Source organism: Nocardia sp. NPDC059236 (assembly GCF_042754085.1).
Lineage (GTDB): Bacteria > Actinomycetota > Actinomycetes > Mycobacteriales > Mycobacteriaceae > Nocardia.
The window spans coordinates 83,360-97,514 of sequence record NZ_JBHZAF010000019.1 but is presented as its reverse complement, the minus strand read 5'-3'; the positions used below and the strand labels follow the sequence as shown (position 1 = coordinate 97,514).

The 14,155-nt window shown below is 65.2% G+C and carries 12 protein-coding genes and 1 tRNA gene (1 of these 13 only partly in view); 4 read left to right on the top strand and 9 right to left on the bottom strand.

From position 1 onward, the window contains the following. Positions 1-40: 40 nt before the first annotated feature. From ACFXIV_RS36685 to ACFXIV_RS36665, 5 genes are all read right to left on the bottom strand, one after another. Positions 41-3,328: a protein kinase gene (locus tag ACFXIV_RS36685; RefSeq protein WP_379401023.1), complete on the bottom strand. Its 3,288-nt coding sequence runs from the start codon at positions 3,326-3,328 to the stop codon at positions 41-43. Positions 3,329-3,418: 90 nt separating this feature from the next. Then, entirely contained in the window at positions 3,419-3,805 is a 387-nt protein-coding gene (locus ACFXIV_RS36680) for a hypothetical protein (RefSeq protein WP_379401022.1), read from the bottom strand. Between the two features lie 419 nt (positions 3,806-4,224). Then, entirely contained in the window at positions 4,225-4,563 is a 339-nt protein-coding gene (locus ACFXIV_RS36675; protein ID WP_379401021.1) for an Lsr2 family protein, read from the bottom strand. 262 nt (positions 4,564-4,825) lie between these two features. Beyond that, entirely contained in the window at positions 4,826-5,131 is a 306-nt protein-coding gene (locus ACFXIV_RS36670; RefSeq protein WP_379401020.1) for a hypothetical protein, read from the bottom strand. Between the two features lie 371 nt (positions 5,132-5,502). Beyond that, on the bottom strand, positions 5,503-5,697 hold the full coding sequence (locus tag ACFXIV_RS36665; RefSeq protein WP_379401019.1) for a hypothetical protein: 195 nt from the start codon (positions 5,695-5,697) through the stop codon (positions 5,503-5,505). 256 nt (positions 5,698-5,953) lie between these two features. On the opposite strand from ACFXIV_RS36665, the gene ACFXIV_RS36660 reads away from it, so the two are divergent. Beyond that, a complete protein-coding gene (locus ACFXIV_RS36660; RefSeq protein ID WP_379401018.1) occupies positions 5,954-6,451 on the top strand; it encodes a Zn-ribbon domain-containing OB-fold protein in 498 nt (165 codons plus the stop codon). Positions 6,452-6,480: 29 nt separating this feature from the next. Continuing rightward, positions 6,481-6,771, top strand: a complete 291-nt coding sequence (locus ACFXIV_RS36655) for a hypothetical protein (RefSeq protein WP_379421389.1) — start codon at positions 6,481-6,483, stop codon at positions 6,769-6,771. A 4-nt stretch (positions 6,772-6,775) separates the two neighbouring features. Here the strand turns inward: ACFXIV_RS36655 and ACFXIV_RS36650 are convergent, their stop codons facing one another. Both ACFXIV_RS36650 and ACFXIV_RS36645 read right to left on the bottom strand, forming a co-directional pair. Then, a complete protein-coding gene (locus ACFXIV_RS36650; RefSeq protein WP_379401016.1) occupies positions 6,776-6,907 on the bottom strand; it encodes a hypothetical protein in 132 nt (43 codons plus the stop codon). A 25-nt stretch (positions 6,908-6,932) separates the two neighbouring features. Continuing rightward, a complete protein-coding gene (locus tag ACFXIV_RS36645) occupies positions 6,933-7,448 on the bottom strand; it encodes a hypothetical protein (protein ID WP_379401015.1) in 516 nt (171 codons plus the stop codon). A gap of 565 nt (positions 7,449-8,013) precedes the next feature. Between ACFXIV_RS36645 and xerC the strand changes: the two genes are divergently transcribed. Next, entirely contained in the window at positions 8,014-9,279 is a 1,266-nt protein-coding gene (gene xerC / locus ACFXIV_RS36640) for a tyrosine recombinase XerC (RefSeq protein ID WP_379401014.1), read from the top strand. Between the two features lie 80 nt (positions 9,280-9,359). Here xerC and ACFXIV_RS36635 read toward each other — a convergent pair. Then, positions 9,360-9,436 (bottom strand) — tRNA-Pro (locus tag ACFXIV_RS36635). A gap of 132 nt (positions 9,437-9,568) precedes the next feature. After that, positions 9,569-9,799, bottom strand: a complete 231-nt coding sequence (locus ACFXIV_RS36630) for a hypothetical protein (RefSeq protein WP_379401013.1) — start codon at positions 9,797-9,799, stop codon at positions 9,569-9,571. Positions 9,800-10,442: 643 nt separating this feature from the next. Here ACFXIV_RS36630 and ACFXIV_RS36625 point away from each other — a divergent pair. Then, positions 10,443-14,155: the 5' portion of a type I polyketide synthase gene (locus ACFXIV_RS36625; RefSeq protein ID WP_379401082.1), read on the top strand. The gene runs 9,994 nt beyond the window's last position; 3,713 of the gene's 13,707 nt are visible here — the first part of the coding sequence; it begins with the start codon at positions 10,443-10,445; the stop codon falls past the right edge of the window.

Below are 14,155 nucleotides of genomic sequence, written 5' to 3'. Positions count from 1 at the left end.
ATGTTCACCACCGAAGCCTCGGTCGACAGCAGGCACACGATTACGGTGACTGCCTCTGCTCCACGATCCACGCTGCGATCTGCGCACGTGAATTGAACCCAAGTTTGGTGAGGAGGTGCTCGACGTGGCCTTGTGCGGTACGTAGTGAGATCACCAGCCGGGCAGCAATTTCCTTGTTCGTCAGGCCCTCGGCGACCAATTCGCCAACTTCGAGCTCTCGCTTGGTCAGATTCACCGAAGCATCGGACGGCTTTTGCGGGGCGCGCTCACCGAGCTCGTAGGCGACGACGGCCTCGAATCCTGCGGCGCCTTCTTTTCGAGCGGACTCGAAGCGAGGTCCACCAAGTGCCTGACGCGTGGCTCGTACGCATTCTTCGTGGTACACAAGGAGTTTCGGAACGTATACCGGTGGGACTCCCACCGCACGACCGATGGTTTCGGCGGATCCCAGTAGTACACCGGCCCGTCTTGGTTCTCCCTCGCTCCCCGCAATCCACGCCAGCGCTTCGAGACAGTGTGCGACGCCGCCCGGGTCATCAACTAGTCGTAGCAGCCGCAACGCTTGATGGAGGAGATCGGTTGCTCGGCTTCGATTCCCGTTTCTCCACTGCGCAACCCCCATGGACCACAACACATATCCGCGATATCCCGGTTCTCCACGCGATTCAGTAATTGCGAGCGCTTCTTTATTCCAGTCGATCGACCGGTCGGGGTCCTCACCGAGCAACCCATACGCCATACCCAGCATCCACAGTGCCTCGACTTGCAGAGCCACATGACCTACGTCACGGAAGACCACCAGCGCCTCTTCGAGGCGCGGACACGCGTGTACAAGATCACCGCTGAACAGACCGTGCACACCGTCGGCGTGGGCAACGAGGGCCCCCGCCATCGGGTCTTGAATCTGCTCGGCGAGGGGACGTGCTCGCTCTACCAGGTCGGCCTCGTCCTGAAGGTCACCCTGGTATCCGGCCAACAGGCTGTCCACGACGAGCGCTTTCACCAGCGACACGCTCGCCCGGTCGGTCCCTCTGGCCAGCAAGCGGTCGAGCCAGCGCTGAGTCTCGCCGAAAAAGCCTGCGCACGCCCAGGGCCAGTACAGTGCCGCGGCGATCTGCAGGCCGACATCGACAGCGTTGTCGTCGTCAGAGAGGCAGAATTCCATTGCTTCTCGCAGATTGGGCTTTTCCTGCTTGAACAGGGCGATCCAGACAGCCTGCCGTGAACTGATCCAGTCGGCTTCGGCATCGAGCGCAAGCCGGTGGTACCAATCCCGGTGCCGCCGACGCAGCTCTTCGAACTCGCCGCTCTCCTGCGCCTTCTCGCGCCCGTAAGCAAGGAGGGTTTCGAGCATCCCGAAGCGAACTACGCCGTGCGACTCTTCTCGTGTCAAGATCGACTTGTCGACCAGAGACGTCACCACATCGAGCAACTCCTCTGGCGTCAGATCGCTGCCACAGATGTCCCCGGCAGCGTCAAGTTCGAAGGTTCCGGCAAACACGGAGAGCCGGCCCCACATCTGTCGCTCCTGTGCACTGCACAGCGCGTAGCTCCAGTCGATACACCCCCGCAGTGTCTGCTGTCGGCTGGGCGCGCCCCTGCCGCCGCGAGTCAGTAGTGCATAGCGGTCGTTCAGTCGGTCCAGGATCTGCTCAGGCGTCATCGCACGTAACCGGGCGGCCGCCAGCTCGATGGGCAACGGCAATCCATCCAGCCTGTGGCAGATCCGAGCCACGGCGACCCTGTTGTCATCGGTCAGTGCGAACGTCGGTTCTGCTCTGATAGCTCTTTCGGCAAACAACGTGACGGCGTCGTAGCGTGGCAGCCGCTGCAGCGACGGCGCATGGTCGGGGTCGGGGACCGTGAGCGGCGGCACTCGCACAGCGGCTTCCCCGCCGATCTCTAGCGGCTCCCTGCTGGTTGCGAGGATACGAAGCCCCGGACACGTCTGCAGCAGCGCCTCTGCCAACTCCGCCACCGCGTCCACCATATGCTCACAGTTGTCGAGTACCAGCAACAGTTCGCGTGTGGCCAGAAAATCCACCAGTATTTCCCTCACGGGTGTTGCCGATTGGTCACGCAAACCCAGCGCACCCGCGATGACATCCACTAGCAAGTGATCGTCGTGAAACTCACCCAATTCAACAAGCCACACGCCCCCCGAGAATTCGTGCTGGACCTTCCCCGCGACCCGCATCGCGAGCCGGGTCTTACCGACCCCACCGATTCCGGTCAACGTCACCAACCGGGAGACCGATAGCAAGCTCCTCACCTCGGTCAGCTCACTTCGGCGACCGATGAAACTCGTCAGTTCAAGAGGGAGATTTCCCTTGGTGCTCCGTCCGTACGAAAACGCGGACACGTGCCGCCCGTTCCGCGGACTCCCTCCGGATCCGGATGCTCGCTCCCTCCCTGTGGCTACTTCAACCCCGGGGTGCATAGCCATCGCGTCGACCGGGAGACCGTGCCGAAGCTGGATTTCACGGAGCGCTTCGCCGAACGCTGCAGCTGATGGGCGAGCCTGCGGGTCTCGGGACATGGCCCATTCGACCGCTTCGCTGACATCCGCAGGGATGCCTTGCAGGTGCAAGTCGGGAACAGGTTCCGTGGTGATCCGCAGAAATTGGGCAATAAGCTGCTCTCCACTGCGGCGTTCGAAGGCGGCGTGACCAGTGATGGCAGCGAACAGAGTTGCACCGAGCCCGTAGATGTCCGCCGCAACGCTCGCAGCACCTCCCGCCAGCACCTCGGGTGCGGTGAATGCCGGAGAACCTGTCACCGTCCCCGTAGAGGTCTTGAACCCCCCGGCGATGTGCGCGATACCGAAATCCGTCAGCACCGGCTCGCCGTAGTCGGTGAGCAAGATGTTCGCTGGCTTGACATCCCGGTGCAAGATGCCGAGGTGATGCGCGGTTTCGAGAGCGCCTGCCACCTTCACCCCGAGCCGGAGTACCTCGCTCAGCGCGAGCGGACCGTGGCGGCGGATCTGAACCTCCACCGAGTCCCGGGGGTGGTACTGCATCACGATGTAGGGACGCCCGCTCTCGGTGGTGCCAACGTGAAGGACGTTGACGATGTTGGGGTGGCCGCTCAATCTGCCCATAGCACGCTGTTCACGAAGGAATCGCTGTTGGTTCTCCTCATTCAATGCGTCTGTAAGAACCTTGACGGCCACCATTCGATCCAGACCGGGTTGGGTGCACCGGTACACAACACCGAACCCGCCGCGGCCGATCTCCTGAACATCCTCGAATTCGGCCGCACTCAATCCTGACGCGACCGACTTATCCGGGTCGAGTTGAGTGTCCAGCGGATCTTCGTTGCCCATCGACTAGGCCGATTGCTTTGATCCGTGTAGTTGTCGACGATGCAGCACTGCCAACCTCTCAGGGAGTTAGCTCAAGGCTAACCCTACTGACTACCTCATTTCATCATCCGGTGCGTGCCGTTCCGGCTGGGCGGCGGCCGTCCTGCCACACCTCGACATTGGCTTCCACGCCCAGTCGGCGAAGCTCATGGCACACCCAGTACTTGAGCCGGTGGTGCAGGAAGGTTCCCCGGCGGATTTGCGATCCTGGGCGGTGCCTTTGAAGCCGTGGCCCTTGCCGTGGCGCACGTAGAGGTTCTTGCGGCTGGAGTGATAGACCTCGACCGGGTGACGGCATACCAGGCAGCGCAGTCCGGGGGTATTGCGCCACGGGAGGAAGTGCTCCTGCTCGGTGATATCGATGAACTCGTCATAGCGACCCAACACAGCGGTGGTCTCCGACGTTAAACAGTGACCGTTACATGTGAACTCGTTCATGTCCCGACCCCGACACTCGCGAAAATCCCACTCGCACAACGGTAACCGGATCCACCGACAACCACGTCTCCTTGTTCCTCGTCGGATCCAGGAAGCCGCGGGCGACATTCCGGCTTTCGGCCTGTGTATCCCACACCTCTGTTGAGTCAGGCCCGCGGCCAGTGTCGGGCCGGGGCGCAAACCCCCCCGGTGAGCCAGCCCAAACGGGCGGCAGGAACCTCACGAGCCAGCCCCGGCTCGACAACTCCGGCCGGTGATCATCCAGCCCGCCAACCGGTGACATTCATTTAAGCCGGAACCTCAAAGATCTGAGCGTCGGCTTTCTCCGCGGAGGCAGGACATTGCGGTCTGCTTCTCTGGGCGGGTGCCGATTCTGGTACCTGCCGGCTGAACACTTACAAGCAGGCAGGTCCCGATCGTTACTTGCCGGCCTTGTTGTATGCATCCAGGATCTCAGCCGACACCCGGCCGCGGTTGGAGACCTCGAAGCCGTTCTTCCGTGCCCAGTTGCGAATGGCCTGGGTCTGCTCGCGATCAGCGGTGGGTCGAGGTTTGCTCGTCGTCGTCGCTTTCGGTGCTCGCCCCGTCTTGCGGGCATGCGGGGTCCACTCCTCGAACATCCCACGCATGTTGGCCGCGTTCAGCTTGGACAGGTCGATCTCGTAGGCAACACCATCGACAGCAAAGAGCACTGTCTCCTCGGCGGCGGACTTACCGTCATAATCGTCCACCAGCTCGACGACGACTTTGCGTGCCATGAAAGCAGCCTTTCCAGTTGCACCGATGTAGTGATACAGAATAGTAGTTGAAGCGATCACGGTGGTCGGACGCCGTGACCGCTGATCAGCGCCTGCTGGTCATCCCGGCCCGCGCGGGAACTGCCCCCAGTTCAGCTGCTCGGTCGATCCGGGCAGCCGATCCGCCAGTGCCACAACATAATCCGCGATTCCGGATCAGTACCGGTCGCTTCACCTTCAGCCCGCCGTCCAGTCAGAATCAGCTCCACCTCACCGCCGGTGGTCAACCGGGCCAGCGGTCAGCGCCGTGTCGTCGCCCTCCCGAATATCGAGCAGCACGCGGGTCTGCTCGATGAGCAGCGCCGCGCCCGGCACCTCGTCCAGCCAGTGCCTCGGCCAGGTCTGTGAAGGACTCGTAGAAGCAGCGCGGTCCCATCTTCGCCTGCTCGCACACCCCGCGCACCGTGAGTGCGGCCCGCCCCCGCGTGCCGACGATGTCGAGGGCCGCATTCAGCAGCAGCCGCCGACGCTGCTCGCGGCGCTCGTCGGTCGTGGTGCCGCGATAGGTCCCCTCGACGGCTCGCGTCACCCTCACAGCCTGGCACAGAAATCAGGAAACTACCGTTTACGGAAGCTGAGGTTTCCGCATCCCGATCAGAGATGCCGGGTGCCACTGGATCGGCCCCTGCACGGCCTGCCACCGGTATTGCTGCAGCTTGAGGCGCAGGAGTCACTTCGCGGCGTCAGCGAGTTCGTGCCAAATTCACTTGGGTCACAGGGGATTCCCGTCGCATCCCAACTGTCGCACCGACAGGTGTACGCACGACGCCACCTGCGCCACGAACTCGAACTCCAAACACGCGACTGCCGCCATCCGCAACAGCGGCCAAGTCCCCGAATACTTGCGCGCCCGCCAACTCGACGAAGAAGCGACCTACGACACGATCTCGCGGGACGTGATCAAAAGACGCCGCCGAGGGACAGAACGACAGCGATCCGGATCGGCACATCACGCAAATGCTGATCAAGGGGCTCGGTGAACTGGGCCGCAGAATGGTGGACACCGCGCCGGGGCTCGCTGGAGACCGTCAGCCGCACAGCACAGTCGTTGATACGCAACGGAATCGCGACCGGCGATAAGTTCAAGGAATACACGACACCTCCGCGGCGCCAACAGACGCCGAGGAAGCGGTCGCCAGGACCGAAACCGAACCGGCCTGAAGCGACGAGTCAGCTCAGGATCCGCAATATCTCCGTACGACGATTCGCCGACTGACCTGTTGTTACGCATACGCCGACGAAGGCCCGCTCGGGAAAACAGGTATGCCCCCGGCCATTCGACCGTCGTGGGAGTACCGCGGACAGACGATGCTGACACGACATCCACCAGCACCATTGCGCGGAGGCTTTCATGTTCCCAGCGAATGCCCGGCCCCCAGACGGTGTCAGCGACGACAGCGCCCGGTGTGTCGAAGGCACGTTGACGATCCGGCGTTGCGCGGCCTGCGACAAGGTCTTCGCGCCGCTGACCAGCGTGTGTTCGGTCTGCGCGTCCGAGGATCTCGAGTGGGTGCCCTCGTCGGGTGCTGGTTCGATCGTGTCGTGGCGGGCGGTGCGTCGCATGAGTTTTCCGCACGGTGAGGTGAGGCCGTTGACGATCGCCATCGTCGAACTCGACGAGGGCCCGTGGGTCTACACCTGCATCGAAGGTGAAGTCCCGCTGATCTGGACCGGGCCGGTGCGTGTGCACTTCCAGCCGAGTCCCCGCCAGAACAGGTTTCCGGTCTTCGCAGTCGACGCCGATCCACGGCAGCCACCGTTGTGGCGTGTGTCCCGCGAGACCGTTGCGGCTGGGAACGACCGGCCGGAGGCGGCTGCGACCTCGGTGACAAGCCGGGTGCTTCGATGACTGCTTTATTACCTCTTGCCTACGGATACGTGCGCGACGATCTGCTGCGTGACCGCGACCCGAAGTCCAGCGACGCCATACTGCGGGCCGCCGCCAGATCACTCGGGTATGCGCTGGGCACCGTATTCCACGAGCCGGCACCACAGAACGCGACACTGCCGCCGGCGTTCGTCGATCTCGTCCAGGAATGCCGGCGAGCCGAGGCACACACCGTGCTGACGCTCCCCGGACACCTGTCTGGCATGGCCGTGTGCCGCAGGGTCCTGCTCGCGATCCTCGAGGCACGAGCCGAAGCCGCAGTACAAGAAGTCCGCCCCTGACCGGTCAGGGGCTGGCCGCGGTGGCGGCGTCCTGCAGGGTGAGCAGTTGTTCGGTCAGCAGCAGGGTCATCTGCTGTGATGCGGCCACGGAGGTAGCGACGATGTCGAGGAGGCGATCGAGACTGCTGACCCGCACCCGTCTGGATTCGATGTCGAGCCGCTCAAGGGCCCGGTAGACATCCTTTTATGTTGGCGGTGACGAACACGATGCGCCCGGTGTCGTGCTGCGCAGTGGCCAGCGCATCACGGATCCACGAAGAATCCGCGGCCCCGGTTCGCGTGCCCGTGCGTACAGTCCCGGCTCCGATTCCCAGGATCTGATCGGTGATGCCCGCGATCGCCGACGCGCCCCGCATCGCCAGCACCCGCACATTGTTGAGTCCCCTCAATCCGTCGAATAGTTGATCGACCATCGTGGTGACATCGCGAACCACCGGGAATCTGCCCTGCACCAGTCCGCAGCGTCTGAGCCGATTCCATGCTGGCGCAGCGAGTTCGGCGTCGTCGCTGGCGTGACGAGCCCATTCGAGCACGACCTGGCGCGGGATCCACACCTCGACGTCGTAGGCGCGCAGTCGCGTCGCGAGGTCAGCGAGCGCACCGATGTCGAGCCTGCCGTGTGACCACAGATTAGTGTCGAGAACCACGGCCTGGCGGTCACGGGAAAGTGCGTTCACGGCCGCCATTGTGTCGCGGCAGTGCACAACCTGGATGTGGCAGGGTCGCCTTGGTCGTCGGCTGCGTGCTGCAGCTTGAGTCAGCGCAGTCCAGGTTCACCGACGGACTTGAATCCGAACGCTGCTGTGTCACAGCGGGAATGATGGATCGGGCGTTGTCTCGGCGTGTATCAGTCCGATCCTGCCGCAATGCGAGGTTGGGGCCGACTGCAATCGCGGATCGCGCATCCGATCACAACCCGATGAACCCCTGGGTGAACAGAGGCGCGGGGAGGACGATCGAGGTGAGTCTCCTTCCCTCGCCTGAGGCCAGTAGCTGACGGAACGGCGACTCGCCGGGAGTTCGATGACGCGCCACTCCTGGCTATCAGCCAGCCAACTTCCGGCTCTTGTCCGGCCTCCAGACAGCGTCCAGGCTCTCTTCCCGTGGGAGTCAGCAGTCCTTAGGGATTCGACGATGACTGCTCATCACGACTCTCGCGGTTTTCCAAGCACCGAAAGCCCAACCAGCCAAGCGATTGATCGAGCGGATGCCAGCGACGGTCCTGACTTATGGAGGTAACAGATGGGAGGTCGGATCCCGAAGCCGGTGGGCACGTTCGGTGTTCCGACCAAGCCGAAGAAGCAGAAGAACGGGCGATGGCGGACGACCGTTCGCTTCTACGGCGCGGCAGGGCCTCATCAGATCGAACGTCTCGGCCTCAGTGCCGACGACGCCGCCAACCGGCTCGCCGAGGCGATGCGTGATTTCCGTGAGCAGCTGGGATATCAACGAATCACACGCAGTACGAAGCTGATGGAGCTCGCGGCCGAACTCGTCACGGAACTCGAGGCCGACGATGCCTACACGGCCGGCAACGTAGAGGATTACCGGCGCGAGATCTACGTGTCGACCGACAAGCGCGCGGATCCGAAGACCATCAAGATCGAGAACTCGATCGGGAACCTGCAGGTGTGGCAGGCCACCGCCGGTGAGCTGGATCGTCATCTCAAGCGTCTGGTCGCGATGGGCCTGCGCCGTAAGGCCAAGCAGCACAAGATAATTCTGCGAGCGATGATGCAGATTGCCGTCCGGCACGGCGCTGTCGAGACCAACCCCGTCGACGGTGTCAGCTCGTTCACCCGGCGCAGCACCCGCGCCCGTGGCAAGGCCGGAGATCAGGATGCCTTGCCGGGTTTCAGGGCTCAGGTGCGTGCCTGGGCGTCCGGGGAGGCTGTTCCCGGTACGCCGGCCTACACGTCCGGCCCACCGCGCGATTGGTCGGTGGTGTGGGTGACCGACCTGATCTGCGGCACCGGGCTGCGCCCGCACGAGGTGTTCGCGGTCCTGCTGGAGGAGATCGACCTCGATGCCACGATCCCCTACCTCGATGTCACGGGCACGCTGGTGGAAGTGAAGGGATCCGGGACCGGCGGGTGGGTGCGTCAGCCGTTCCCGAAGTCGACGAACGGGTGGCGGCGGATACTGCTGCCGGAGCACTCCGCGCAGGCCTGCCGCGAGGCGCTGAAGGATCTCGAGGTCACCGGGCAACCGAACCCCCACGGGGTCCTGTTTCCCGCGCGCAACGGGTCGCTGCGCAACCCCACCAACTTCGGGCGCAGCTGGCGCGCCGCCCGCGGGGAGAACTACTCCTGGGTCACTCCGCGGACGTTCCGGCGCGGGGTCGGCACGGCGGTCGACAACGCCTACGGCGATCCCGAGCGGGCCGCGCGACAACTCGGCAACACCAAAGCGGTGGCCAAGGCCCACTACATCGACATCCCCGAAACGGCACCCGACAACCGGGAGGTTCTCGAGCGGTGGGCGCGGGGAGAGCGGCCGAAAACGTGAGATTTCTGTGAGAAACGGTCGATTTTGGACGAGTTCGGTGACACAAAAATCCCCTCCGACCCTGGTCGGAGGGGATTTCTTGGTCGGGCTGACAGGATTTGAACCTGCGACCACTTGACCCCCAGTCAAGTGCGCTACCAAGCTGCGCCACAGCCCGTTGCATTCGCTCTCGCTTGTGCTCGATGAGATTACCCCAGGACCCCCCTGAACATCCAAATCGGCTGGTACTTGGCGTGTGGCGGGGTAGTTGGACGCACTTGAACGGGGGCAAGTGGTCGCAGGGTGGGGTTCATCTGGTGCTCGGGTTGGACGCACCGCGTGGTCCCTCGTCGTGGATGGCCCCGGTGTCGGGCGGGCATACCGAGCCGAGGGTGATCCGAGGCTTCGGCGTGGTGCGCGATCCCTCACTGGCGAGGTGATCGGACGCCTTCGCGAACCATGTCGGTTCCATGTGCCGGAGGGGTGCGGCATAGGTGGTCGACATGTCGGCCGGGACCTGTGCGCCTGCGGCGCCGGTCATGGGGCGGCAATCATTTCGACATGTGTTCGAAATCGTTTGTGCCGCAAGGTAATAAAGTGCAAAAGGGTGCGGTTTTCATTCCCGCTCTCGGGGCTGGGTGGGGTGGGTTGCCTCGGCTGTGCTGCCGGTGGTTTCGGGGGCAATTGGACGATTGACAAGTCAAGATCGTTCGAACTACTGTTCAGTACGATGACCCCCGCCGCTCGAAAACCCCTGGTACACATGCCTCATTGGGTTGGCATGGCCACGTAGCGTGGCAGTCGTCAGCATCTGTTGCTGATCAATTGTTGCACTGAGCCTGGCGGCACAGCTGGGTCAGTTGACCTGGTCTGAAACATCTCCTCGGCCAGGGTCCCTGCGGAAGCACCCCATATCATGCGGGCTCTTCTCTAGGTCGCTGTCGCATCGAAATCCGTTGTGTCGAAAGAGGAATCATCTGTGTCGTCGGCATGCTGTCGACTGGATCCGGACGCTGAGCGCTGGGCGCGATGGTGTTTGGCCGCGGGTTGGCCAGGGTAGAAGAACGGAACTTGTTGGCCGCGGTCGTCTTCGACTGTCCGGCGGTGGATGAGGGCGCGAAGTGGGTGCGTGCCATGAGGAAGGATTTTCAGAGGTGACCGGATCGGCGTTTGCCGTCGCTATCGTGGGTATGTCTTGCAGGATGCCGGGGGCGGCCGATCTCGACAGTTTCTGGCAGTTGCTCACGGAGGGGCGCGCCGCGATCGGTGCGGCTCCCGAGAGCCGGGGGAGTATTACCGAGCGGGCCGGATTCGTCGGCACCGCAGGGGAGTTCGATGCGGATTTCTTCGGGGTTTCGCCGAATGAGGCGCGGGCACTCGATCCGCAGCAGTTGCTGGCGCTGGAGCTGAGCTGGGAGGCGCTCGAGGACGCGGGCCTGGCTGCCACGGCTCGCGAGGCCCGCCGCTGCGGTGTGTTCCTCGGCTGCACCGGAAGCGATTTCGCCGAAATTCTGGCTTCGCGGGGCGGCCCGGGGGTCAGCCGCCACTCGCTGTGGGGTGTCGGGCGCGGGATCATCGCGAACCGCATCTCGAACTATTTCGGTTTCAGCGGCCCGAGCATCGTGGTCGACAGCGCCCAGGCATCGTCGCTGGTCGCGGTGCATATGGCCTGTGAGAGCCTGCGTAGCGGCGAGAGCGACGTGGCCCTGGCCGGTGGCCTGAACCTGATTCTGTCGCCGACGAGCGGTGAGCGGATCGAGCAGTTCGGTGCGCAGTCGGCGCTCGGCGCCTGCTACACCTTCGATGCCCGGGCCGACGGGTTCGTGCGCGGCGAGGGCGGCGGCATGGTGCTGCTGAAGCCCCTGGCGCAGGCTATCGCCGACGGCGACCGGATTCATGGCGTGATCCGCGGTAGCGCGATCAACACCGGCAACGAACGTCGAGTGCTGAGCGCCCCGAGCCGGGATGCGCAGGCCGCGGCGATTCGCGATGCCCTGATCGCCGCGGGCGTCGAAGCGCCGTCGGTGCAGTACGTCGAATTGCACGGCACCGGCACCCCCGCCGGTGATCCGGTGGAGGCCGCCGCCCTCGGCGAGACCTACGGTGCGGGCCGGGCGCAGGACGCCCCGCTGGCCGTCGGATCGGTCAAGACGAATATCGGGCATCTGGAAGGTGCGTCCGGTATCGCGGGCCTGATCAAGACGGTGCTCTGCCTGAGCCATCAGGAACTGGTGGCCAGCCTCAACTTCGAGACGCCGAATCCGCGAATTCCGCTCGCGGACCTGGGTTTACGAGTGGTGACGGGCACCGAGGACTGGCCCGTGACCGATGTGCGCAGGGCAGCTGTGTCGTCGTTCGGCATGGGCGGATCGAATGCCCACGTGATCGTGGAGGAGGCGCCCGCAGTCGGTTCCGCCGCAGCCGCCGGTGAGGCCGGTGCGGTTTCGTGGGTGGTGTCGTCCCGCAGCGAGGCCGGTGTGCGTGCGCAGGCGACCCGGTTGCGGGAGTGGCTGCTCCGCCATCCCGATTCGACCGCGGCCGATGTGGCGTACTCACTGCTGGCCACGCGGGCCCAGATGGAGTGGCGCGGAAGCGTTGTCGGGCGGGATCGCTCCGAGCTGCTGGCCGGTTTGGCATCCCTGGTCGACCCGACCGCGCCCGCCGTGGCGATCGAGCCCGCCACCGGGCGGGCCGAGCAGCGCCGCATCGCGTTCGTCTTCCCGGGGCAGGGCAGCCAGTGGGAGGGTATGGCGCTGGGCCTGCTGGACGCGGGTGGGCCGTTCGCGGAGTCGATCGCGGAATGTGAAGCGGCGCTTGCGCCGTACGTGGACTGGTCGCTGACCGCGGTGCTGCGTCGCGAGGCCGGCGCGCCCCCGCTGGATCGCGTGGACGTGGTGCAGCCGGTGCTGTTCGCGGTGATGGTCTCCCTGGCCCGGATGTGGCGAGCGGCTGGTGTGGAGCCGGACGTGGTGATCGGCCACTCCCAGGGCGAGATCGCCGCCGCTTATGTCGCCGGCGGACTCTCGCTGCCCGATGCGGCGCGCGTCGTGGCGCTCCGCTCGCGCGCGGTCGCCAAAGAACTGGCCGGTCAGGGCGGTATGGCCTCGATCGGACTCGGCGCGGATGCGGTCCGGGAACGGTTGGCGGCGTACGGGGATCGGCTCTCGCTCGCGGCGGTGAACGGTCCGGCGCAGACCGTGATCGCCGGCGATGTCGCCGCGATGGAGGACTTCCTCGCCGCCTGTGCCCGCGACGGTGTGTGGGCCCGCCCGATTCCGGTGGACTACGCCTCGCATTCGAAGGCGGTCGAGCGGCTGCGTGATCGCCTCCTCGCGGAACTGGCCCCGATCCGCCCGCAATCCGGGTCCGTGACGTTCTTCTCCACGGTCTCCGCCGACCGGTTGGATACCGCGGAACTGGACGCCGAATACTGGTATCGATCCCTGCGGGAACCGGTCCGATTCGCCGATGCCGTCACGGCGCTGATCGCCGACGGTATCAACGGATTCATCGAGTCCAGTCCGCATCCGGTGCTCACGATGGGCATCGGCGTGACCGCCGAGGCCGCCGGCGCGGCCGAGAGCGTCGCAGTTGTCGGCTCGTTGCGGCGTGGCGAGGGCGGCCCGGACCGCTTCCTGGCGTCGTTGACAGAGGCCCACTGCGCCGGCGTGCAGGTGGATCCGCGTGCGCTGGTCTCCGGCGGGGCGCGGATCGACCTGCCGCCGTACGCGTTCCAGCGCCGCAACTTCTGGGTCGGCGCACCGGCCATTTCCGGCAGCTCGGCCAACATCGTCGAGGTCACCGAGGACCACACGCCCGAGGGCGGTGAGCAGGCGTGGGATGACAGCCCGCTGGCACGCACATTGCAGGTGACCCCCGAATATCAGCGTGGCACAGTCGTTCTCGACCTGGTCCGTGAGCAGGCCGCCGCCATCCTCGGCCACGAGTCGGCCCGATCCATTCACCCCGACCTGCCCTTCACCGAGTTCGGCTTCGACTCCGTCAGCGGCGTGGAGCTGCAGAACCGCCTGACGCGCGCCACCGGTGTGCCCCTGCCGTCGTCGCTCATCTTCGACCACCCGACCGCGAATGCGGTGGCGGCGCTGCTGCAGGCCAGGGTCACCGGGACCGATCGGGGCGAGCGCCGGGTCTCGCGGCGCGCGAATACGGACGAACCGATCGCGATCGTCGGCATGGCCGCCCGATTCCCCGGCGGTGTGCGTTCCGCCGAGGACCTGTGGGACCTGCTCGCAGCGGGCCGCGACGCGATCGGTGAATTCCCCGAAGATCGCGGCTGGGACCTGGACCGGCTGTTCGACCCGGACCCCGACAAGCCGGGCAAGGTATACACCCGTCACGGTGGATTCCTCAGCGGCGCAGGCGATTTCGATCCCGGATTCTTCGGCATCAGCCCGCGCGAAGCCTCGGCGATGGACCCGCAGCAGCGGCTGTTGCTCGAAACCTCCTGGGAAGCACTCGAAGACGCGGGCATCGACCCGGTGTCGTTGCGGGGCAGCGACACCGGTGTCTTCGCCGGCGCCTGCTCGTCCGGATACGCCGGCCGGGTGACCGGTGACCTGGAGGGCTTCCGCCTGACCGGCACCTCGCACAGCGTCATCTCGGGCCGCGTCGCGTACGCGTTCGGCCTGGAGGGCCCGGCGGTGACGGTGGATACCGCGTGCTCGTCCTCGCTGGTGGCCTTGCATCTGGCCTGCCAGGCGCTGCGCCAGGGCGACAGCTCGCTGGTGCTCGCTGGTGGTGTGACCGTCGCGGCCAGCCCGTACCTGTACGTGGACTTCGCCCGCCAGCGCGGCCTGTCACCGGACGGCCGCTGCAAGGCGTTCTCGGCGGCCGCCGATGGTGTGGCGTGGTCGGAGGGCTCGGGTGTGCTCGTCCT

Excerpts from the sequence above, each read along its gene's own strand:
- ACFXIV_RS36685 (WP_379401023.1), bottom strand. The coding sequence starts at position 3,328 with ATGGGCAACGAAGATCCGCTGGACACTCAACTCGACCCGGATAAGTCG.
- ACFXIV_RS36680 (WP_379401022.1), bottom strand. The coding sequence starts at position 3,805 with ATGAACGAGTTCACATGTAACGGTCACTGTTTAACGTCGGAGACCACC.
- ACFXIV_RS36675 (WP_379401021.1), bottom strand. The coding sequence starts at position 4,563 with ATGGCACGCAAAGTCGTCGTCGAGCTGGTGGACGATTATGACGGTAAG.
- ACFXIV_RS36660 (WP_379401018.1), top strand. The coding sequence starts at position 5,954 with ATGTTCCCAGCGAATGCCCGGCCCCCAGACGGTGTCAGCGACGACAGC.
- xerC (WP_379401014.1), top strand. The coding sequence starts at position 8,014 with ATGGGAGGTCGGATCCCGAAGCCGGTGGGCACGTTCGGTGTTCCGACC.
- ACFXIV_RS36630 (WP_379401013.1), bottom strand. The coding sequence starts at position 9,799 with ATGACCGGCGCCGCAGGCGCACAGGTCCCGGCCGACATGTCGACCACC.